Origin of the sequence: Allobosea sp. MMO-172, assembly GCF_037147855.1 — a bacterium.
Taxonomy (GTDB): Bacteria; Pseudomonadota; Alphaproteobacteria; order Rhizobiales; family Beijerinckiaceae; genus Allobosea.
In genome coordinates this window covers 110,927-131,455 of sequence record NZ_JBBCUM010000011.1, presented here as the reverse complement: position 1 = coordinate 131,455, position 20,529 = coordinate 110,927, and the positions used below count along the sequence as shown (strand labels likewise).

The window sequence follows — 20,529 nt, the reverse complement described above, 5'->3', positions numbered from 1 at the left end:
GAGAGATGAAATGAGAGCGTTGAGCCTGAAATTCCTGGCGGTCATTGCCGCCCTGCTGGGCACCGCCGCGACGGAGGCCGTCGCCCAGGGCTACCCGACGAAGCCTGTCCGCATGATCGTCCCCTTCGCGCCGGGCGGACGGGTCGAGGCCGTCGCGCGCCTGATCGCGGATGCCCTCAGCAAGGATCTGGGCCAGCCTTTCCTGGTCGAGAGCCGCCCTGGTGCCGGCGGCGCGACGGGCGCGGATTTCGTCGCGAAGGCGCAGCCCGACGGCCATACGCTGCTGCTCTGCTCGGCCGGCGTGCTGTCGATCCTGCCCAATGTCGACAAGAAGCTGCCCTATGATCCCGTCAAGGATTTCACGCCCGTGGCGCGGCTCATCGAAGGCTTCACCTTCATCGGCGCCTATCCCGGCCTGCCGGCCAAGTCGATCGCCGAACTCGTGGCGCTCGCGAAGCAGAAGCCGAACAGCATCGGCTACGCCTCCAGCGGCGTCGGGACCTACAGCCATCTCGCTGGCGAACTCGTCAGCATCGCCTCCGGCGCTGCGCTCAAGCATGTTCCTTATCGCGGCAGCGGCCCGGCCCTGAACGATATCGTCGCGGGGCATATCCCGCTGATGATCGGCGGCGAACTCGGCGAGCTCGCCAAGGCCGGCAAGATTCGCATCCTCGCCACCACCAACGAGAAGCGCTCGCCGGAATTCCCGGATGTGCCGACGATGAAGGAGAGCGGCTTTCCGCAGTTCGTCGCGCATTCCTGGGTTGGCCTCGTCGGGCCGGCAAAGATGCCCGCAAACGTTGCCGACAAGCTGAACGTGACGCTCGCACGCGTCATGGCCGATCCCGCGACGCAGGAGAAACTGCGCGGGCTGGGCGGCGAGCCGGCCTATCAGCCGGCGGCCGATTTCGGAAAGACGGTGGCGCAGGATCGCGACATCTATGCCGAGATCATCGCCAAGGCCGGTCTCAAATTCGATTGAGCCGCCGGCCCTTCACCCGTTGAACACGAGCCCCGTGCCGACACCCTCCGGCACGGCGACCGTCCCTGCTTCCAGATGCAGCCCCGAGAAAAGGTCGTTGTCCAGCAGCGCCATCTCGGAAAACTCATGCGGAAAGCGCGGGGGCGGCAGGCTCGCCGCCAGATGCAGCGTATGGGCATGGACGATGCTCGAACCGAAGACCGCGCCGAAGCGGAAATCGACATTCGCGGCGCGGCAGATCGCGATCGCCTGCGCGGTGCGGCTCGGGCCGCCGTGATTGAGGATGCGCAGATTGATCGAGGCGACATGGCCTGCCTCGACGATCCGCAGGATCGATTGCAGGTCCTGGGCGCTCTCATCCGCCTCGACGGGAATGTCGAGCGCGGAGGCCACGGCGATCAGGCTCTTGAAGTCGCGGGCGGAGGTGGGCTGCTCGACGAGTTCCAGGCCATAGCGTGCCATGGCGTTGATGGTGCGGACCGCCAGCTTGGGCGAGTAGGACTCGTTGGCGTCGATCATCAGCGCGATATCCTGCCCGACCGCCGCGCGCACATCGCGGACGCGTGCGATATCGAGCTCCGGCTCGCCGGAAACCTTGACCTTCAGGTGCCTGAAGCCGGCCTCCGCCAGCTCCACGGCAACTTCCGCCATGCGCTGTGGCGATTTCAGGGGGATGATCCGGGTGTTGGCGAAGCGCTCCTGCCGCTTGCCGCCATACAAATCGTGCAACGGCACGCCGAGCGCACGGGCGCGCAGATCGAGCAAGGCGCACTCGATTCCGGCCTTGACCGGCAGGGCGCCATGCAGCCGTCGGTCCAGCCCGTCCATGATGGCGCCGATCGCGGTCTCGTCCTGTCCGGCCAGGCCCTCGCAGAGATAGTCGAAGCTCGCCTTGACCACGGCGAGGGGCTCCGTCCAGGGCGGCATCGCGCGGATATAGCCGTAGCCTTCCACGCCCCGCTCGTCCGTTATGACGATGGCAAAGCCCCGTATCCCCGCGAGCGGCCCCTGCGCAAAGCGCCATTCGGGGTCGGTGAGCCGCTGGTCGATCGCGACCGTCCTGATTGTCTGGATGGGCATCCCGCCTCCCGAACGTTCCACACCGTGCATATGCCATCGGCCGGCTTGCTTGCCTAGCAATAGTATATAAAACTAGTCTATAGGCATAATGAGCGCGCGCGCCTTTTCCGGAAGCGAGAGGTCATGCAGGAGCAGAACGAAGCCGCCCCGCAAGGCCCGGTGCAATCCGGCCCGGAAGCGGCGAATGCGGGGAGCGATCTCGCAGCCGGGCTGATGTTCGGTGCATTGGGGCTCGCGGCTCTCTTCATCGGTCGCAGCTATCCCGCCGGGAGTTCGCTGGACATGGGGCCGGGTTACATCCCGCGCGCCGTTGCGGTGGGTCTGCTCGGGATCGGGCTCCTGCTCGCCATCAAGGGCGCGGCATGGCGCCCGAGGCGGTGGCCGGCTTTTCCGGTGCGCGCGGCGATCGGCGTCAGCCTGGCGATCGTCCTGTTCGGCGTGCTGATCGAACGAGCCGGCCTGTTCGTCGCCTGCCTCGCCTGCGTCCTGGCTGCGGCGCTCGGCGATCCGCAGGCGCGCTGGCGTGAAGTTCCGCTGGTCGCAGTCGTCTTCGCGGGCTTTGCCGCCGTGCTGTTCGGCTATGTCCTCAGGCTGTCGGTTCAGGTCTGGCCGCTGTGAGCGACATCGTCTCCTCCATCGCCGGCGGGCTGGCCGTCGCGGCGACGCCGCTCAATCTCTGGTACTGCTTCCTCGGCGCCTTGATCGGGACGCTGATCGGCGTCCTGCCGGGCCTGGGGCCGATCGCCACCATGGCGATGCTGCTGCCGCTGACCTATTACCTTGAGCCGACCGGCGCCCTGATCATGCTGGCCGGCATCTATTACGGGGCGCAATACGGTGGCTCGACCACCGCCATCCTGATGCGCTTGCCCGGAGAGTCGTCCTCCGTCGTCACCTGCCTCGACGGCTACGAGATGGCGCGCAGGGGCAGGGCGGGCACGGCGCTTGCCACCGCGGCGCTCTCCTCCTTCCTGGCAGGCACGATCACGACCTTGCTGATCGCCTTCTTCAGCCCCGCCCTGACGGCGGCGGCGCAGCGCTTCGGGCCGGCCGAATATTTCTGCCTGATGGTTCTCGGCCTGATCGCCGCCATCGTCTTCGCGCAAGGATCGCTGCTGAAATCGATCGGGATGATCCTGCTCGGGCTGCTGCTCGGATCGGTCGGGGCGGACGTCAATACCGGCCTCGATCGCTTCACCTTCGGCGTCAACGAATTGCGGGACGGCATCGGCATCGCGGCATTGTCGATGGGGGTCTTCGGCATCGCCGAGGTCGTGCTCAACCTGGCGCGGCCGCAGGAGGAGGGCGGACGAACCCAGCCGGTTTCGGCCCTGCGCCTCACCGCCGAAGACTGGCGCCGGGCCTGGCCGGCAGCCCTGCGGGGCACGGGCATCGGCGCCGTGCTCGGCATCCTCCCGGGCGGCAGCGCGATGCTGGCGTCCTTCGCCGCCTATTCGACGGAGAAGAAGCTGTCTTCGTCGCCCGAGCAGTTCGGCCACGGCGCGATCGAAGGCGTGGCCGGCCCGGAGGCCGCCAACAATGCCGGCGCGCAGGCTTCGTTCATTCCGATGCTGGCGCTCGGGATTCCCAGCAATTCGGTCATGGCGATGATGGCCGGAGCGATGCTGATCCACGGCATCGCGCCCAGCCCGAACCTGTCCGTGGCGCAGCCCACGCTGTTCTGGGGGCTGATCGCATCGATGTGGGTCGGCAACCTGATGCTGCTCGTCATCAACCTGCCGCTGATCGGCCTGTGGGTTCGGCTGCTGCAGGTGCCTTACCGCCTGATGTTCCCGGCGATCCTGCTGTTCTGCTGCATCGGCATCTACTCGGTGAACATGAGCGTCTTCGAAGTCGTGATGCTGGCTGGCTTCGGCCTGGCCGGCATCGTGCTCACCCTTCTGGATTGTCCGCTTGCCCCGCTGGTGCTCGCTTTCATCCTGGGGCCGGCCATGGAAGAGAACCTGCGCCGTGCGATGCTGATCTCGGGCGGCGATGTTCAGATCTTCGCGAGCCCGATCTGCGTGGCTCTCCTCGTTGCCACGGCCGCATTGCTCGTGATGATCCTCGTCCCATCGTTCAGGCGCACACGATCGAGGATGGTCGATGCGTAGCGACAAGCGCATGCACGGGGCGGAAACGCCTGCCGATCCAGCCCGCTTTCCGAAAAGGCGGCAGGCTGCTTCGGAGGCTTTGGATCATCGCCGGAACGGCGAAGGGCTGCTTCCGCCCGCATTGGAGACAACGACATGACCAGCCCGTCATTCGCGACCCGTCGCCTGGCCCCTCTCGCGGAGGACACGGTCGGTCCCTACTATCCCTATTCCTTCATCGACGGCGACCGGAGCGACCTGACGCGCCTCCATCACGGGCTCAGCGTGGGGCCGCAGGGCAGGCCGATCATCCTGCGGGGGCGTCTTCTCGATTGCGAGGGACAGCCGGTCGACGACGCGCTGCTGGAGTTCTGGCAGGCCAACACGGCCGGAGTCCTGCGGGGGCCGGGCATGCCGGACCACCCCCAGCTCGACCCGTATTTCGACGGGTACGGCCGGCTGATCACGACCCTGGAGCCGTTCGCCTTCAAGACCATCAAGCCGGGCGCGATCGCTGCCGGACAAGGCATGGGCGCCCGCGCGCCACATATCACGCTGACGATCTTCTCCGACGGGATCACCCGGCTGGTCACGCAGATCTTCTTCGACGACGAACCCGAAGCGAACGCGCGCGACCCCCTGCTCGAAAGCCTGCCGGCCGAGCTGCGCGACCGGCTCGTCGCCAGACTGACGTCCTCCCCGAGCGACGGTCCTGCGATCTACGAGATCGCGATCGTGATGCGCGGTGAGGGCGAGACCCCATTCTTCGACGATCTTTCGAGCTGACGAACGGCGGAGCAAGCGCATGATCATGAACCGAGGGCGCCTGATGCTGTCCGGACCGACCGACGGGGCAGCGGAACGGCGCGTGCCGATCGAACGCCTGCATCTCATCCCCCAGGCGGCACGCCTGAGCTTCGTTCCATGGGCCGCCGACCTGCCGGGGCTCAAGCTCGGCGAGAACGACCTGACTCGCATCGCGCCCGGCCGTCCGCAGGCCGAAGGCGAGGTCATCGAGATTTCAGGCCATGTCTTCGACGAGTTTGGACGCCCCGTCCGCAATACGCTGGTGGAGATCTGGAACGCCAACAGATGGGGGCGCTACACCCATGTGAAGGACCCCGTCCGGGAACGCCTCGATCCGAACTTCCTCGGCTTCGGCCGGACGATGACCGACGATCAGGGGCGCTACCGCTTCCGCACGATCCGGCCCGGCTCCTATCTGGCGCGCCCCGACATCGATCGCTGGCGGCCATCCCATGTCCATGTCTCGGTCCGTGGCGGCTCGGCCCGCCTGATCGCGCAGATGTATTTCGAAGGCGATCCCCATCTCGCCCGCGACCCGATGTTCATTCTGCTTGGCGAGGCACAGCAGCGACATTTCGGGCAGGCCGCCGGGAAGGGCGTCGACGGCGAGGCCCTGTATCGGTGGGACATCGTGATCGGCGGGCGCAACACCAGCTATTTCGAGAGCTGAGCGCGCCACAGAGGGGGCCTGATGAGATCGCGGCGCTCAGCGCGACCGCGGGTCAAGGGCGTCGCGAAGGCCGTCGCCGAGCAGGTTGAACGACAGCACCGTCGCGAAAATGGCGATGCCGGGCCAGAGCGCCATCCAGGGCGCGTTGCTGAGGAAGCGCTGGGCCGAGTTCAGCATCGAGCCCCAGGATGGCGCCGGCGGCTGCAAGCCCAGGCCGAGAAAGGACATGCTGGCTTCCGCGATGATCGCCATCGCGATGGTCAGCGTCGCCTGGACCATCAACTGCGGCAGGATGTTCGGCAGGATATGCCGCGCTGCGACGCGCCATTGCGGATTGCCCATGGCCCGTGCCGCCTCGACATAGTCCTCGCCCTTGATCGACAGGACCTGGCCGCGCGTCAGGCGGATGAAGAACGGCGTGGCGGTGATGCCGATAGCCAGCATCGCATTTGTCAGGCTCGGCCCCAGGAAGGCGGCAAGCGCGATCGCGAGGATCAGGAACGGGCAAGCCAGCATCGCGTCGGTGAAGCGGCTGATGAAGCCATCGACGAAGCCGCCGAGAAAGCCGGCAGCGAGCCCGAGCGGCACGCCGATCGCCATGGCGATGCCGACCGAGGTCAGGCCGGCCATCAGTGAGGCCCGGGCCCCCCAGATGATGCGCGACAGCATGTCCCGGCCGGCCTCGTCGGTTCCGAGCCAATGCGCCGCAGACGGGGCCTTGCGCACGGCCGTCCAGCTCTGCGCGGTCGGGTCATAGGGTGCCAGCAGGGGCGCGAATACGGCCACGAACACCATGAACAGCACGACCGCGAGCCCGACCAGCGCGCTCTTGCGTTTCGACAGGCGGCGCCACAGACGGCCCTGGAAGAAATTCGCCACGGGATTGGCCGAGGATTTGATGTCCATCATCGTCGACACAGGTCAGCTTCTCAATCTCGGGTTGACGAGGATGTATCCGATATCGGCCAGCAGATTGAGGATGATGTAGAACAGCGAGGTCACGAGAACGACGCCCTGCACCACCGGGTAATCGCGGGTGAAGACCGCATCGACGATCAGCTTGCCGAAGCCCGGGATCGTGAAGATCTGCTCGGTCAGGACAGCGCCGGACAAGAGCGCTCCGAATTCCAGCGCGCCCAGCGTGATGATCGGCGTCAGCGCGTTGCGCATCGCGTGCTTGAACACCACGGTCCATTCGTTGAGACCCTTGGCGCGCGCGGTGCGGACATAGTCGCTGCTGAGAGCCTGCAGCATCGCGCCGCGGGTGTGGCGCATGATCACGCCGGCGATCCCGGTGCCGAGCACGAAGGCCGGCATGATCGTGGTGGCAAGGTTCATCTTCAGATCCTCCCAGGGGCTGACGAAGCCGGAAGCCGGCAGCCAGCCGAGATAGACCGAGAAGAACAGGATGAGCAGGATGCCGAGCCAGAAATTCGGCACGGAAATGCCGGCGAGCGAGGCGATATTGGTGGCGTAGTCGACGGCGGTGTTCTGGCGCAGGGCCGAGATGACACCAGCAACGATGCCGACCGTGAGCGCGATGCAGATACCCATGACGGCGAGCTGGAGCGTCACAGGCAGCTTGAGCAGGATAAGGTCGAGTACGGGGCGGTTATGGCGCATGGATTCGCCGAGATCGCCGGTCGCCACGCCTTTCAGCCAGTAGAGGTACTGCACGACCAGGGGCTGATCGAGATGGTACTGGGCGCGGATGGCGGCGAGCGTCGCTTCGTCCGGGTTCTCGCCGGCGAGCACCAGCGCCGGATCGCCCGGCAGGAGATGCTGCAGCGAAAAGATGATGATCGACAGCAGGAGGACCGTCGGGACGAGCTGCGCGAGGCGGCGGGCGATCAGTGTCGGCATGGTTCAACCGCCTGTCACGCTCAAGCCCGGCCGGGTGGCCAAGGCTTCGAGAACCGGGCGTTGCCTCTCGAGCGTGGGTTTGTGTGTCTCTTGGATGGCGCGATGCGCGGCCCCGTCATGGCTCCGGGCGCGGATGCGCCTGGAGCCTGGACCGATCGGGGAGGGGATGCTCATCGCTGCCCTGGTGCCGGCTTACTTCTTCCGGCTGACATTGGTCAGGCGGATGATGCCGTCCGGCGCCGGCTTGAACCCGGTCAGCGCCGAGTTGTGCGCGAAGATCCACTGCGAGTGGTAGAGATAGACGATCGGCAGGTCCTTCAGCAGGATCGCGACGGCCTTGGCGTATTCGGCCTTGCGCGCCTCGACATCGCCGAGCGAGCGGGCTTTCGCGAGGATCGCGTCGAGCTGCTCGTTGCAGTACTTGGCATCGTTCGTCGCGGCGCCGCAGGAGAGCATCGGCGTGACGTTCAGGTCGGGATCGACGCGGCCGCTCCAGCCGACGAGGTGGGACTGGAATTTGCCCTGGCGGGCGATGTCGAGCAGCGTCATCAGCTCGGTCGGCTTGATCGAGACCTTGATGCCGATCTCCTGCACCATCGCCTGGATGAGCTGCGCGACCTGCTGGCGCTCGGCATCGGTGGGGACGAGCAATTCGAGGTCGACCGATTTCACGCCGGCCTCGGCCATCTTCTTCTTCGCAGCCTCAAGGTCACGGGCCGGAACCGGGAATGCCTTGTCGTAGAACGGGCTGGATGGCGGGAATGGCTGGTTGCCGGTGCTGGCCTGTCCGTCAAAGACGACGTTGCTGATCGCCTGACGGTCGATCGCGAGGCTGAAGGCCTGGCGGATCGCGGCCTTCTTGCCGGCGTCGAGATTGGCGCCGTCGCCGCCGATGCTGAAGGTGATGCCGTAATAGCCGAGGCCGACGACCGGATCGACGGCGAGCGCCTTGTCCTTCTTGACCGCATCGACATCCGTCGCGGCGAGGCGTTCGATCATGTCGAGCTGGCCGGAGCGCAGGTTCAGCAGGCGGACATTGGAATCCGGCATGCCGCGATAGATCAGGCGGTCGAAATGATACTTCGCCGCGTCGTAGTACTGCGGGAATTTCTCGAGAACGATGCGGTCCTGGACGACGCGCTCCAGGAACTTGTAGGGGCCGGAGCAGACCGGCGCATCGGTGAACTTGTCGCCGAGTTTGGCGCCGGCGGCCGGGCTGATGATCATGCCGGCGCGATCGCTGAGGGCGGCGAGCAGCGGAACGGACGGCTCCTTGAGGCTGATCTTGACGGTCGCCGCATCGGCGGCTTCGACGCTCTTGATCGCGCTGATCTCGGCCTTGCGGCGCGAGATGCCGGACGTGAGCGCACGCTCCAGATTGTACTTGATCGCTGCGGCATCCACGGGCGTGCCGTCATGGAAGACGGCGCCCTTGCGCAGCTTCAGCGTCAGCACGGTGCTGTCCGGGCTCCATTCCCAGCTTTCCGCCAGCATCGGGATGATTTTGCCGGTCTCGTCGATATCGACGATCTTGTCGCAGAGCGACTGCAGGACGTGGCGGCCGACGAAGCTCCAGTTGGACACCGGATCGAGCGTATCCGGATCGTCCTGCAGGCCGATCTTCAATACGGACTGCGCCATGGCGGGAGCCGCCGTTGCCGCGAGGGCGCCAAGCGCCAGGCTGGTAGCGAGTGCAAGAAAAGCTGGTTTCATCGGTGTTCCCCTTTTCTGTCGTTTTTCTGTCGTTTTGGCCGGCTGCCCGCTCAGCGGGCGACCGCGTAACCCTGAACCCCGCGCGGATTGGCGCCGGCCTTGATCAACTGCACGTCGCCGTCCATTTCGCGCGCGACCGCCGAGAGGCGCCCTTCGGACCATGCGTCTCCGACCGTGATCTTGTGCCCTCGCGCCGCGAGACCCTCGCGGACCGCTTCCGGGAAGCGGGATTCGAGCGTCACGGCGCCATAGCTGATTTCGCGCGGCCAGAAGGAGGAGGCGAGATGGTCCGTGTGGAAGGACGGGGCGTCGATCGCTTCCTGCAGATTCATGCCCTTGTGGAGGTGGCGCAGCAGCATGATGAGCTGCCATTGATCCTGCTGGTCGCCGCCGGGCGTGCCGAACGCCATATAGGGCTTTCCGTCGCGATAGACGGTCGACGGCGTCAATGTCGTGCGCGGACGCTTCGACGGCGCCAGGGTCGAGTTCAAGCCCTCTTCGAGCCAGAACATCTGCGCGCGCGTCGTCAGGCTGAAGCCGAGGCCGGGAATGACGGGGCTCGACTGGAACCAGCCGCCGGACGGCGTCGCGGAGACCATGTTGCCCCAGCGGTCGACGGCGCTGACCTGCACGGTGTCGCCGCGCTGCGCGCCTTCGCGGGTCAGCGCCGGCTCGCCCTGCTTGTCATTCGGCAGCTTGACCTCGCGGACGGTCGGCTCGCCGCCGCCGAGGCCGGGCTGCGCGATCGTACCGACCTTGCGCAGCGGCGGCAGGTTGGGGTTGCGGCCATCGGGCGTACCGGGCAGCACCTCCATGGACGCCGTTCCGGTGATCAGCGCCCGCCGGATATCGGCATAGCCCGAAGACAGGAGCGCCTTGATCGGCACGTCGGAGTTGTCGCCGTACCAGGAATCGCGATCGGCCATCGCGAGCTTGGCCGTCTCGACGACGAGATGCACGAAATCGGCGCTCATCGGGTCGAGATCGGCGATATCGGTGCCCTTGAGGATCTGCAGCATCTGCAGCAGGACGGGCCCCTGGGACCACGGCCCGCATTTGAAGACCTCATAGTCGCCATAGGTCACGGAGACCGGCTTCTCGACCAGCGGCTTGTAGTCGGCCATGTCCTGCGCGGTGATCAGGCCCTTGTGGTGGCGGCCCGAAACGTCCCAGACCTCCTGCGTCGCGCAGAATTCCTCGATCTGCTCGGCGACCGGGCCACGATACCAGAAGTCGAGCGCGGCATCGATGCGTGCTTCCCGGTTCTTGCCGGATTTCGCGTGGTCGAGGATTTGCTGGTAGAGCGCAGCAACCTGCGGATTGCGGAACAGCTTGCCGGATTGCGGCGCGACGCCGCCCGGCAGATAGAGCTCAGCCGAGCTCGGCCAATGGGTTTCGAAAAGCTCCCGCATTTCCCCGATCGTCCGGGCGATGCGCGGCACCAGCGGATGGCCCGTGCGGGCGTAATAGATCGCCGGCGCCAGCACGTCTTCCAGCTCGGCCGTGCCGTAGTCGCGCAACAGGGTGAGCCAGGCACCGAAGGCGCCGGGAATGCAGGCGGCCAGCAGGCCGGTGCCCGGAATGATGTCGAGGCCGAGGCCCTTGAAATAGGCGACTGTCGCCCTGGACGGCGAGGGGCCCTGGCCGGAGATCACGATCGGCGTGTCGGCACCGGCCGGCGTGACGATGATCGGGACCTCGCCGGCGGGGCCGTTGAGGTGCGGCTCGACGATCTGCAGCACGAAGCCGGTGGCAACCGCGGCGTCGAAGGCTGTGTGTCCCTTCTCGAGGATGGACATGCCGACGGTCGAGGCGAGCCAATGCGTCGAGGATACCGCCCCGAATGTGCCCCTGAGTTCCGGCCGCGTCGTGAATGTCATGGCAGTTCCTCAACTCCAGCCTTGTCCAGCCGCCCGAAAAGGTGCCGGAAAGGCCGGGGATCGCGCGAAAGAGAGTTAGGCAGGCCTCGGGAAGCCGCGCTGCGTGGCAGATGCAGCGACACCTTCTTGTATATTGTTTGTCCACAATGCAATAGGATTGTGTAATCTTCGGACGCGATCGCGACGGTGGTCTCTGGAAGGGTCGACATGCGGGCAGGGGAGTGATCGATGTCGGAGATTTCTGCCGCTATCCGGAAAAGTCGCAGCGATTTCATAGCTGAACAGCTGGAAGAGGCTGTCATCAACGGCGCGTTTCCAGCGGGCGCGCGGTTCGACGAGGCATCGATCGCCCTGCAGTTCGGCGTGTCACGCACACCTGTCCGCGAAGCATTGCATATCCTGTGCGGGCGAGGACTGGCCGAGCGCGAGCCCTATAAGGGCGTGGTCGTGACGCAGATTTCCGCCGAGCGCATCGACGAGATGTTCGAGGCCATGGCCGAGCTCGAAGCGACATGCGGCCGGCTGGCCTCGCATCGGATGACGATGAGCGAGCGCGGCGCGCTGGAAAGCCTGCACCGCCAGATGAACGTGCTCGCCGAACAGGGCGACAACGATGGCTACAACGACTTCAACACGCGTTTCCACAACCTCCTGTTCCAGGGCAGCCATAACAGCGACCTGATCGCGGCAGCCCAGACCCTGCGTCTGAAGCTGGCGCCGTTCCGCAAGTTCCAGCTCAAGGACAAGGGCCGCATCAAGCAGTCCTGCCGCGAGCACCAGCAGATCGTCGATGCGATTCTGGACCAGGACGCCAAGGCTGCGGAAAACGCGTTGCGCCGCCATCTCGTCTCGGCTGCCCAGGAGGTCCTCCTCAAGCGGCAGCGTCAGGAAGACGATGCCGTCGCCAAAGCCACCCCCTGAAAGGCTGCCCAGCAATGTCCGATGCGATTGAAGTCGATGCCATCCGCGCGGTGATCGCCACCATGCAGGCGGCCTGGAATCGTGGCGACTTCCACGGCTACATGGCGGGGTTCGCCAATCCCGATGTCGTCTTCGTTTCGCGCGGGCGCATCCAGAAGGACTGGCAGGCGACCCTGGACCACTACATCGCCGATTATGGCGGCGCGCCCGGCTCTCAGGGGCAGCTCGCCTTCAGCAATATCCGCGTCGAGATGCTGGCGCCGGACGCTGCCCAGTTGATCAGCGACTTCAGGCTGGAGCGCGCAGCCGGCAACCAGACCGGCGTCAACACTCGCCTGATGCGCAAGCGCGACGACAAATGGATCATCGCGCTCAATCACGTTTCGCAGATCGAAACCGATCATCCTGCTCAGAAGGGCCCGGCCCGGGGCTGAACTTATGAGCCGAGCCATGTCTCGCGGTATCGGCCAGCCTCAAAGCTCTCATCACGGCGGCCCTGTCCTTGGACCTGTTTCGTGGCGATGTGAAGGACGCGCTCGATCCAGGCCCGCGCCGACCTGATCTGTGACGGCGCACGAAGCAGCGCATGACAATATGAGTGTTCGGCGAGGCGCCGGCGCTCCTCCGGGAACAACGAGCCAGCCAAAGCCGGACGATCGTCCGAGAACCGACTGAAAAGAGGATAGCGATCATGACAATTGGAGTGGGCGGTTCAAGCTTCGAAGCCGAACTCGCTGGGCTCGAAGCGATCGGCGGTGGCGTCGAGCCGATCGCGGTCAGCGAATTCAAGGCCCGCATCGGGAAGGTGCAGCGCCTCCTGCGCGAGCAGGGCCTGCAAGGCCTCTATCTCGATACCTCGGTCAATCTGCTCTATTTTACGGGTATCCAGCTCAAGCCCTCCGAGCGGCTGCATGGCGCTGTGATCCCGGCCGAAGGCGAGATCGTCTATCTCAGCCCGGCCTTCGAGGAGCCCAAGACGCGCGAATACATGCAGTTCGGCGATGATGTGCGCTGCTGGGAAGAGCATGAGGACCCGACCGCGCTCGTCGTGGAGACGATCCGCAGCCTCGGCTACGAAAGCGGTTCGATCGCGCTCGACCCGGACACCCCGTTCTACACCGTGGACGGGCTGCGCAAGGCGGGCAATCGCTTCGACTTCACCAATGGCGCTGCCATCGCCGCAGCCTGTCGCCAGGTGAAGTCCGCAGGTGAGATCGCCCTGATCCAGCGGGCCATGGACGTGACCATGGCGGTTCACCGTGCTGCCGCGCGCACGCTGCGCGTCGGCCTGACGACGACGGAACTGGTCGAGTTCCTCGACCGCGCGCATCGCAAGTTCGGCCTCGGCCTGACATTCGGAGCTGCGCAATTCGGCGAAGCGACCGCCTATCCCCACGGCGTTCCCTATCCGCAGACGCTCGCCGATGGCGACATGGTCCTCATCGATATGGGCACCAAGCTCGGCGGCTACCACTCGGACATCACTCGCACCTATGTCTTCGGCGAGCCGACCGAACGCCAGCGCGAGATCTGGAATCTCGAAAAGCGGGCGCAATTGGCCGGTTTTCAGGCAGCCGTGCTGGGGGCTCCCTGCGAGGCCGTCGATCAGGCGGCGCGCGGCGTGATCGAGGCGGCCGGATTCGGCCCCGGCTACAAGGTGCCGGGCCTGCCGCATCGCACGGGGCATGGTCTCGGTCTCGCGATTCACGAGGAGCCGTTCATGGTCAAGGGCAGCCGCACCGCGCTGGCGCCCGGGATGTGCTTCTCGGTCGAGCCGATGATGTGCATCTACGGTGAATTCGGCGTTCGCCTGGAGGATATCGCTTACATGACTGAAGCCGGTGCGCGGTGGTTCACCCAGCCGGCTCACAGCGTCGATGATCCCTTCGGCTACGAAGCCTGATCGATCGCCCGCGCGTCGTCGTGGCCAACCCCTGACCCTTGCTCAAAGGCGGCCGGTTGGACGAGGCCGATCGGATGCGGCAATCCGGGTCTATCGCGTCGAATCGTCGTGGATCGGGGAGACTTGCTGTTCGCTGTCTCTCCATCGCCGCTGACCCGGTACGTTCCCCTCCCGCTACTCGCTCATCGACAGCAGAAAGGTGCCGCAGTGACCGGGGTAAGCCAGTGATGAGTCGACGCCTCGCCTCTCTCGCCTTGGCCGCCGCCATGATGGCGGGCGCCTGCGCGCCCCGCCATCCGGCGCCGGACTATGCGCTCGCCGAGCCGGCCGGGCCCTACAGGCTCGCCAGCGGCGACCGGCTGCGCGTCATCGTCTTCGGCCAGGACAATCTCTCGAACATCTACGCTGTCGATGGCGCGGGGCGCATCGCCATGCCCCTGATCGGCTCGATCGAGGCGCAGGGACGCACGACGCAGCAGCTCGCCCAGGCGATCGAGGCCAAGCTGCGCGGCGGCTATCTCCGCGAGCCCAAGGTCTCGGTCGAGATCGATACCTACCGGCCGTTCTTCGTGCTCGGCGAAGTCACCAATTCCGGCCAGTTCCCTTTCGTGAACGGCATGACCGTGCAGACGGCCGTCGCCATCGCCGGCGGCTTCACCCCGCGCGGCCAGCGCTCCTCCGCCGAAGTGACGCGCCAGATCGAAGGGCAGACCGTGACCGTGTCCGTGCCGATCACCTATCCGGTCCAGCCAGGTGACACCATCGTCATCAAGGAACGTTGGTTCTGAGATCGCGCAGGTGGGCGCGGCGGCTTCAGTCCTTCAACTCCAGCAGGAAATAAGTGGTCGGCCCGCTCGGCAGGTCGTTGCTGAGGCGGAAGGCGACGGGGCCGGTGCCGCTGGCGGCCGGCGGCTTGACGCTGCCGTCGAGGCCGACGGGCGAGAGCTGCCATTGCCGGGTGCTGCGGGCCAGCTTGATATCGACATGTCCCTTGCGGATCAGGACAGGCAGCTTGCCGAAATCCTCGATGATCTTCTCGTCCCGGTCGCGGAAGATCATCCCGGTATTGCGGGCGTCGGTCGCGAAGATCACCAGGAAGCGATTGCCCTTGGCCAGTGAGGCCGGCTTGTCGAGCGAGGAGATCGCGATCAGCCCATCGCCCTGCGCGCCCTCGACGCTGAGGGTCTTGAGCGTGACCGGCAGGCTCGCCGCGTCAAAGGCGACGGCCTCGCTGGCCGGTGTCGTCAGGCGCAATTGCCGGTCGCGGCGGTTCAGGACGATCTCGCCGGTATCGCTCTGGAAGAGACCGGCCGCCAGCTTCGTCGCGTTCTCTGCCGGGAGCATCCTGCTGGCTCTCAGCTTCTCGACGATCGCCTCGGGCTGGTTCGCATCGCGTGGCTGGAGCACGGCGATCCGGTCGCCGATGCGGTCCGCCGCTTCGAGGCCGATCCGGCCGAGCAGGGCGAGTTCCGTCAGGCGCTCCGGCTCGCGCGCCTGCATGTCGGGGCCAAGATCAGCCTCGCCGCGCACCGCGAAGGGGATGGTGAGGCGCGATGCCGCCACATCGCCGCGCCGGAACAGCAGGGCGGAGAGCGTTTCCCCCGCGCGCGCGACCGGATCGAGCGCAATCGCATAGGGCAGCATGGCGCGCTTGTGCGGATAGGGTTCGCCATAGGAGAGGGCGATCGGGCCATGCGCGTGCCGGCAGAGCGCATCCCAGCCCTGCAGCGCCGCATAGGCCGGGAATACCAGGCCGCCCTCGTAGCGATAGCGGTTCCAGAACAGATGGTCGTATTCGCTGATGACGAAGGGCTTGCCGAGCCAGCGCGCCGCCGCGGCCATGCGCATCGAATTGGCGGCATCGCCGAGCGAGCTCTGCTGGAGGAGCTTGCTCCCCGGCGCATAGCCACTGGCCCAGTCGTGATAGGTGTTCATCGTCACGACATCGAGCCCGCGCCGGCTGAGCGCGGTCTGCACCGTCGGCCAGTTGTTGTAGGTGCTGATCAGCCCTTTGTAGCCGAAGCCGCGCAGCGTCTCGCTCATCCTTGCGGCGGACTTGGTCTCGATCTCCGTGAAGAAGGCCTGCAGGTCGCGCAGGCGGGGGCTGTCGGCATAGCGGTCCGCCGGCAGCCGGATCGAGCCGTTCTCCAGCTTCTCGGTCCAGCCGAGCCCGCCCCAGGCCTTGGCGAGCGCGGCGCTGGAAGGATAGCGCTGCTGCAGCCAGCTGTTGAACGGGGCCGCGAACATCGGGTCATAGGGCGCCTTGCCCGGCCGATCATGGACGACGCTCTCGAACTCGAGGCTGTTCTCGTTGACGAGGATCACCAGCGCGAGAGCATCGTCATGGATCGGCGCGACGCCGGTATAGGGATTGACGCGGGTGAAGAACTTTTCGGTGAACTGCCTCCAATGCGCGAAGGCCGTGTCGTCGAGATGCAAAGCGAGCTTGAGAGTGCCGCCCGGATCCCAGCGATCGTCATGGCCGCCATAGGCTCCGCGCCAGGAGGAGAGCCCGTCGATCATCCAGTGGATGCCGTTCCGCTTTAGCGCCGCCAGAAGATAGTGGATGCGGTCGAGCGTCTCCGGGTCGAAGTCGAAATCCTTCTTCCGGCCGAACATCAGGCTGCCGTCGATGAAATGCAGGCGTGCCAGATTGTAGCCGTGCAATGCCAGCTGCCTGACATATCGATCGGCATTGGCGCGGTCGGGGAAGCCGCCGGAAGCCGGGCTCCAGGCCAGGGAGGCGCAGGACAGGCGCGCCGGCTCCCCCGGTGCATTCGCATAGGCGAGCCGGCCATCGGCGTTGGCGATCAGGCGCCGGCCGGGCTCGATCTTCGCGTTCGGCAGAATGGCGGAGAAATCCAGCGGGCTGCCGGCGCGCAGCTCCAGTGAAATCTCGCGCACGGGCAGCCATTCCGCGGGCTGCGCCTGCGCGCCCGTCCAGCCGAGCGCTGCCGAGAGCACCAGCGCAAGCCGCAGCAGCCGCATCATCGGTCACCTCCTATGACGCGACTTTCGATCGGAGCATCTGGTTTCAGGCGCTGGCGCAGGAAGCCCGCGGGCAGCGCTGCCGCGTGGAAGAACCAGGCGACAACGGTATATAGCCCCATGCCCAGCCCGCCCTTGCGCCAGCTCATCAGCGCTACGATTCCGGCGAGCAGGGCGAGGACCAGCCCGAGAGCGAGCCCCTTCTGCGGCAGGAACAGCAGGAGTCCGATCGAGAGCGCCCACCAGAGATAGACTGCCCCCCAAAGCCGAAGCTCCGGCAGTTCGCGCAGGAGCTGGAGGAAATACGGCTTCCCAAGCGAGGCACGGAGCAATTCGCCGATGCCGTGGAGATACTTGTTCCTCCAGCGCCGCATCAACAACGTGTACGAGTTTAGCGTATGTCCGAAATGCTGGACGAAGCGCCGGTCCAGCCTGTGGAGTTGCCAGCCGGCATCGCGCAGGCGGATGCCGAGGTCGAACTCCTCATAGCCGTGCAGGTTGCGGTCCGAGAGATAGCCGGCCTGCTCGATCGCACTGCGCTGGTAAAGGCCTCCGCCATTCATCCGGTCGATCGCCCCGATCCGGTTTTCCGGCGCGTGCCGCTGCACGCGACGGGCATATTCGAGATTGGCGGTCTGCATCTCCTCGACATGCCCGGTGACCCCCGCGACCGTGGGGTTGGTTTCCAGGAAGCGGATTGCGTCACCGAGGAAGCCAGGGTCGAGCAGCATGTCGCCGTCCAGCAGGCAGAGGTAATCGCCGTGCGAATGCTGGAAGCCGAGCTGCGGCCCGATCCCGCAGCTCGGGCGCGCGGGCGGCACGATCTGGGCGATTACCACCGGGTAGCGCGAGGCGATCTCGACGGTGCGGTCGGAAGAGCCGCTATCGGCGATGACCACCTCGCCCTGCACCTCGCCGAGCGCCGCCAGGGCGCTCTCGATGGTCGCGGCGATGCGCTTTTCCTCATTCAGCGTCTTGATGATGATCGAAACGGCCAATCCGGTCTCCGGTATCGATACGAACTGCGCGTGAGCGTCAGAAGTCGGTGAGCAACCGGCTCCAGCTCTCCGAGGCCAGTCCGCCGATATAGATGTCGTTGCGCAGCGCAGCCTCCTTGATGTCGGCATGGCGCGTCACCAGGCAGAAATAGCCGCGATGCTTGAATGAAAGCCGGCGCTGCCGCGAGATCGCGTTCATCATGAAGGGCTGCGCGATGCCTCTGGCCCGTGCGTAGCCTTCGGCATCCAGATGCGAAAACATCTGGCCGATCATCTCGAATTCACGGCCAGCTTCACAGAACACGTTCAGTACCGTCGCTTCGCGCTTGCTCTTGCCGAAGAAGAGGAAGGCGCCGATCGTGCGGCCGCTCTCGTCGATGACGCTGCGAAACTGCAGCGTACCGAGGCGGCTGTTGAGTGCAGCCACCTCGTGCAGCCAATCGAATTCCCGCCTCGACCAGGTCGGGCGGATCGCGAAACGCTCCGTCATCGGGCCGATGCAGGCGAAGAACGCATCCGCGCTCGCTTCGATCGTGCGGCAGCCCGATGGTGTGGGTGGGACCAGCGACGGCCTGCGTCGGCGCAGCGCGGCATCGAGCCGCCCCAACAGGTTGAGGACGGGACGGGAGCGCAAGGCGGGGAGATGCCGGCTGCAGTTGATGGCAGCGGCCGAAAGCGGCCGGAAGGAACGATGCCATTCAAGGCTCTGGATCGGCAGGACGATACCGCCCCCGGCTACCCAATGATCGGCACTGACCGGAGAGGAGTTGTCCGAGAAGCACATGTCCTGCCGTGCGGCACGCATGTGTCGCGCCAGGCGGGCGGCCCCGGCCGCGCCTTCGGCCCCGTCGGCCATGAAGGCACAGAGGAGGCGCGCCATGATCGGGCGACCATGCACGCTGAATTCCATCGGGACGGCGAGAATCGCGCTGGCGACGCCATTCTCGCCCTCATGCACCATGCTTCCGTTCTCCGGCCGATAATGCGGACTGCCGAAGAAGACCGTTTCCAGATAGGGGGCAAGCTCGGGCGCGACCTTGTCGCTATTGCGGAACGCCTTGCTGAACAGCCGGGCGACAGTCGGAATATCGCTGCGCTTCATCGGCCGAACGCCATAGGGGCGGGCCGGCGCCTCGCCGCCGGAAGCGCTGGAGCGTTGCAGATCGGGTTGCAGCTCAGCGTCCATGTACGATCCCGGTATCGGGCTCCTGCGCGACGGCCCGCTCACGGTCCCGGTGTACGATCCTGGTCAGTGCGGTCCAGGCCGCGGCGACCATCCCGATCTCGATGACGTAGAACGAGACGAAGGTTCCGGTCGGCGGCGCATACCAGGTCGCGGCTCCTGCGAGGGCGGCGCCCAGCACGCTTCCGAGCCCCATCACTGCGGCGCGCGTCGGGTGATGGCCCGAGGCCCCCAGCGCTTCCACCGCCACGGCCCAGATCGCCAGCGGGATGACCGCCCAGCAGAGGATCCTGACGAAGGAGACGAGCGAGACGTAGTCCCGGCCGAAGAGGAAGGGCAGGATCGGGGCCAGCACGAAAACCGTCACAGCGGCGGCGATGCTGATCAATGTCGCGGCGACGAGAACCTTGCGAACGCGCGGCATGGCATGTTGCAGGCCTTCCGCCGTCGCCCTGGCCGAGCCGGGGTAGACTAGGCGGTTGAGAGCCTCGACCGAGAGATAGCTGCTTTCCAGCATGCGCCGGGCAACGCTATAGCTCGCGACGATCTCGGCGGTGGCGACCAGGCTGAGCATGAGCAGGTCGGCATTCTGGCGCACCGCCCGCAGGATGAAGGGAACGCTGAAATAGAGGCCGAGCGGCAGCTCTTCGCGCACGAGCCGGTATTCCGGGCGGCCGAGCCGGCGCAGGGCATGCCAGCAGACGAGGGCGACGAGGACATGGCAGACGAATTGCCAGAGCGCCCAGGAAGCAACGCTGGCGACGCCGAAAACGAGGCAGGCGAGGACGGCGGCGGCGGTCCGCGCCAGAGCGAAGCCGACGACGACGATGTTGGCCGAGGCGAAATCGGAATGCGCGATGAAGATCTGCTCGGCCAGCACGATGACGCGCACCAGCAGGATGTTCGTCACCAGCATCAGCATGATCACGGCGGCATTCGTCGCAGGATCGGGGGACAGCGTGAAGAAGAAGGGCAACACGACCGCGCCGATCAGGATCAGGGCCGCGCCGCTCGCCGCAGTCAGGATCATGTTATGGCCGAGCATGGCCGGGTACATCGCCCGGTCGCGCGCGACCCGGCGCACGAGGCATTCCATCGCGCCCAGCCCGCACATATGGACGGCGATGTTCGAGATCGCGGTGATCGCGACGAACAGGCTGAATTCGTGAACGCCGAGAAACCGGGCCAGGATCGCGAAAGTGAGGAGCTGCGCGGCCGAGCTGATGATCAGGCTGCCGCCCGAGGCGGCATAGGAGACAAGCATCGGCAGCAGAGCTCCGCGCAGGCCCGATCCTCTTGCATTGCCCGGAGCCATCCTCTCCCGCCTTCGAAATCGACCGACCGGGGCCGCCATGCTGGAACTAACATCGACCGGGTATCAGTAGAACGCAAAAATAAGGGCGCAGTTAACACCGGCGGGCCTGTTTCAGCAGGTGTTTACCGGAATG

The 20,529-nt window shown here is 65.9% G+C and carries 18 protein-coding genes; 9 read left to right on the top strand and 9 right to left on the bottom strand.

What is annotated here, in order from left to right:
* The first annotated feature begins 10 nt into the window (after nucleotides 1–10).
* A complete protein-coding gene (locus tag WFK61_RS17225) occupies nucleotides 11–982 on the top strand; it encodes a Bug family tripartite tricarboxylate transporter substrate binding protein (protein WP_336813311.1) in 972 nt (323 codons plus the stop codon).
* Nucleotides 983–994: 12 nt separating this feature from the next.
* Here WFK61_RS17225 and WFK61_RS17220 read toward each other — a convergent pair whose 3' ends face one another.
* A complete protein-coding gene (locus WFK61_RS17220) occupies nucleotides 995–2,062 on the bottom strand; it encodes a mandelate racemase/muconate lactonizing enzyme family protein (RefSeq protein ID WP_336813310.1) in 1,068 nt (355 codons plus the stop codon).
* 123 nt (nucleotides 2,063–2,185) lie between these two features.
* Here WFK61_RS17220 and WFK61_RS17215 point away from each other — a divergent pair, with 123 nt between their 5' ends.
* The 4 genes from WFK61_RS17215 to WFK61_RS17200 all read left to right on the top strand — a co-directional run bounded on the left by WFK61_RS17215 (nucleotide 2,186) and on the right by WFK61_RS17200 (nucleotide 5,632).
* On the top strand, nucleotides 2,186–2,680 hold the full coding sequence (locus tag WFK61_RS17215; protein WP_336813309.1) for a tripartite tricarboxylate transporter TctB family protein: 495 nt from the start codon (nucleotides 2,186–2,188) through the stop codon (nucleotides 2,678–2,680).
* Nucleotides 2,677–4,176, top strand: a complete 1,500-nt coding sequence (locus WFK61_RS17210; protein ID WP_336813308.1) for a tripartite tricarboxylate transporter permease — start codon at nucleotides 2,677–2,679, stop codon at nucleotides 4,174–4,176. The genes WFK61_RS17215 and WFK61_RS17210 overlap by 4 nt, the downstream gene beginning before the upstream one ends.
* A 135-nt stretch (nucleotides 4,177–4,311) precedes the next feature.
* Nucleotides 4,312–4,941 (top strand): protocatechuate 3,4-dioxygenase subunit alpha, encoded by a 630-nt coding sequence (gene pcaG / locus WFK61_RS17205; protein WP_336813307.1) that lies wholly within the window; start codon nucleotides 4,312–4,314, stop codon nucleotides 4,939–4,941.
* Between the two features lie 19 nt (nucleotides 4,942–4,960).
* Nucleotides 4,961–5,632, top strand: a complete 672-nt coding sequence (locus tag WFK61_RS17200; protein ID WP_336813306.1) for a dioxygenase family protein — start codon at nucleotides 4,961–4,963, stop codon at nucleotides 5,630–5,632.
* Between the two features lie 36 nt (nucleotides 5,633–5,668).
* Here the strand turns inward: WFK61_RS17200 and WFK61_RS17195 are convergent, their stop codons facing one another.
* The 4 genes from WFK61_RS17195 to WFK61_RS17180 all read right to left on the bottom strand — a co-directional run bounded on the left by WFK61_RS17195 (nucleotide 5,669) and on the right by WFK61_RS17180 (nucleotide 11,088).
* Complete coding sequence (locus WFK61_RS17195; RefSeq protein WP_336813372.1) at nucleotides 5,669–6,541, bottom strand: ABC transporter permease; 873 nt, start codon at nucleotides 6,539–6,541, stop codon at nucleotides 5,669–5,671.
* A gap of 12 nt (nucleotides 6,542–6,553) precedes the next feature.
* Nucleotides 6,554–7,495 (bottom strand): ABC transporter permease, encoded by a 942-nt coding sequence (locus tag WFK61_RS17190; protein ID WP_336813305.1) that lies wholly within the window; start codon nucleotides 7,493–7,495, stop codon nucleotides 6,554–6,556.
* Between the two features lie 192 nt (nucleotides 7,496–7,687).
* Entirely contained in the window at nucleotides 7,688–9,208 is a 1,521-nt protein-coding gene (locus WFK61_RS17185) for an ABC transporter substrate-binding protein (RefSeq protein WP_336813304.1), read from the bottom strand.
* A gap of 50 nt (nucleotides 9,209–9,258) precedes the next feature.
* Complete coding sequence (locus WFK61_RS17180; protein ID WP_336813303.1) at nucleotides 9,259–11,088, bottom strand: gamma-glutamyltransferase family protein; 1,830 nt, start codon at nucleotides 11,086–11,088, stop codon at nucleotides 9,259–9,261.
* 228 nt (nucleotides 11,089–11,316) lie between these two features.
* On the opposite strand from WFK61_RS17180, the gene WFK61_RS17175 reads away from it, so the two are divergent.
* The 4 genes from WFK61_RS17175 (at nucleotide 11,317) to WFK61_RS17160 (ending at nucleotide 14,700) form a co-directional block, all read left to right on the top strand.
* Nucleotides 11,317–12,009 carry a GntR family transcriptional regulator gene (locus WFK61_RS17175; RefSeq protein WP_336813302.1) on the top strand — a complete coding sequence of 231 codons (693 nt, stop codon included), beginning with the start codon at nucleotides 11,317–11,319 and terminating at the stop codon, nucleotides 12,007–12,009.
* Between the two features lie 14 nt (nucleotides 12,010–12,023).
* The gene (locus WFK61_RS17170; RefSeq protein ID WP_336813301.1) at nucleotides 12,024–12,443 is read left to right on the top strand and encodes an SgcJ/EcaC family oxidoreductase; all 420 of its coding nucleotides are present in this window, start codon (nucleotides 12,024–12,026) and stop codon (nucleotides 12,441–12,443) included.
* A 257-nt stretch (nucleotides 12,444–12,700) separates the two neighbouring features.
* Nucleotides 12,701–13,912, top strand: coding sequence for a M24 family metallopeptidase (locus WFK61_RS17165; protein WP_336813300.1), 1,212 nt, complete (start codon nucleotides 12,701–12,703; stop codon nucleotides 13,910–13,912).
* 227 nt (nucleotides 13,913–14,139) lie between these two features.
* On the top strand, nucleotides 14,140–14,700 hold the full coding sequence (locus WFK61_RS17160; protein ID WP_336813299.1) for a polysaccharide biosynthesis/export family protein: 561 nt from the start codon (nucleotides 14,140–14,142) through the stop codon (nucleotides 14,698–14,700).
* 25 nt (nucleotides 14,701–14,725) lie between these two features.
* Here the strand turns inward: WFK61_RS17160 and WFK61_RS17155 are convergent, their stop codons facing one another.
* The 4 genes from WFK61_RS17155 to WFK61_RS17140 are packed head-to-tail and all read right to left on the bottom strand — an operon-like array spanning nucleotide 14,726 to nucleotide 20,396.
* On the bottom strand, nucleotides 14,726–16,894 hold the full coding sequence (locus tag WFK61_RS17155; protein ID WP_442896322.1) for a glycoside hydrolase: 2,169 nt from the start codon (nucleotides 16,892–16,894) through the stop codon (nucleotides 14,726–14,728).
* 5 nt (nucleotides 16,895–16,899) lie between these two features.
* Nucleotides 16,900–17,898: a glycosyltransferase family 2 protein gene (locus WFK61_RS17150; protein WP_336813298.1), complete on the bottom strand. Its 999-nt coding sequence runs from the start codon at nucleotides 17,896–17,898 to the stop codon at nucleotides 16,900–16,902.
* A gap of 37 nt (nucleotides 17,899–17,935) precedes the next feature.
* On the bottom strand, nucleotides 17,936–19,084 hold the full coding sequence (locus tag WFK61_RS17145) for a GNAT family N-acetyltransferase (RefSeq protein WP_442896317.1): 1,149 nt from the start codon (nucleotides 19,082–19,084) through the stop codon (nucleotides 17,936–17,938).
* Nucleotides 19,074–20,396, bottom strand: a complete 1,323-nt coding sequence (locus WFK61_RS17140) for a lipopolysaccharide biosynthesis protein (RefSeq protein WP_336813297.1) — start codon at nucleotides 20,394–20,396, stop codon at nucleotides 19,074–19,076. The genes WFK61_RS17145 and WFK61_RS17140 overlap by 11 nt, the downstream gene beginning before the upstream one ends.
* Nucleotides 20,397–20,529: the final 133 nt, after the last annotated feature.

Bases quoted from the DNA above. Each gene is read 5' to 3' on its own strand.
- WFK61_RS17225 (WP_336813311.1), top strand. From the start codon at position 11: ATGAGAGCGTTGAGCCTGAAATTCCTGGCGGTCATTGCCGCCCTGCTG.
- WFK61_RS17220 (WP_336813310.1), bottom strand. From the start codon at position 2,062: ATGCCCATCCAGACAATCAGGACGGTCGCGATCGACCAGCGGCTCACC.
- WFK61_RS17215 (WP_336813309.1), top strand. From the start codon at position 2,186: ATGCAGGAGCAGAACGAAGCCGCCCCGCAAGGCCCGGTGCAATCCGGC.
- pcaG (WP_336813307.1), top strand. From the start codon at position 4,312: ATGACCAGCCCGTCATTCGCGACCCGTCGCCTGGCCCCTCTCGCGGAG.
- WFK61_RS17200 (WP_336813306.1), top strand. From the start codon at position 4,961: ATGATCATGAACCGAGGGCGCCTGATGCTGTCCGGACCGACCGACGGG.
- WFK61_RS17195 (WP_336813372.1), bottom strand. From the start codon at position 6,541: ATGATGGACATCAAATCCTCGGCCAATCCCGTGGCGAATTTCTTCCAG.
- WFK61_RS17190 (WP_336813305.1), bottom strand. From the start codon at position 7,495: ATGCCGACACTGATCGCCCGCCGCCTCGCGCAGCTCGTCCCGACGGTC.
- WFK61_RS17185 (WP_336813304.1), bottom strand. From the start codon at position 9,208: ATGAAACCAGCTTTTCTTGCACTCGCTACCAGCCTGGCGCTTGGCGCC.
- WFK61_RS17180 (WP_336813303.1), bottom strand. From the start codon at position 11,088: ATGACATTCACGACGCGGCCGGAACTCAGGGGCACATTCGGGGCGGTA.
- WFK61_RS17175 (WP_336813302.1), top strand. From the start codon at position 11,317: ATGTCGGAGATTTCTGCCGCTATCCGGAAAAGTCGCAGCGATTTCATA.
- WFK61_RS17170 (WP_336813301.1), top strand. From the start codon at position 12,024: ATGTCCGATGCGATTGAAGTCGATGCCATCCGCGCGGTGATCGCCACC.
- WFK61_RS17165 (WP_336813300.1), top strand. From the start codon at position 12,701: ATGACAATTGGAGTGGGCGGTTCAAGCTTCGAAGCCGAACTCGCTGGG.
- WFK61_RS17160 (WP_336813299.1), top strand. From the start codon at position 14,140: ATGAGTCGACGCCTCGCCTCTCTCGCCTTGGCCGCCGCCATGATGGCG.
- WFK61_RS17145 (WP_442896317.1), bottom strand. From the start codon at position 19,084: ATGGACGCTGAGCTGCAACCCGATCTGCAACGCTCCAGCGCTTCCGGC.
- WFK61_RS17140 (WP_336813297.1), bottom strand. From the start codon at position 20,396: ATGGCTCCGGGCAATGCAAGAGGATCGGGCCTGCGCGGAGCTCTGCTG.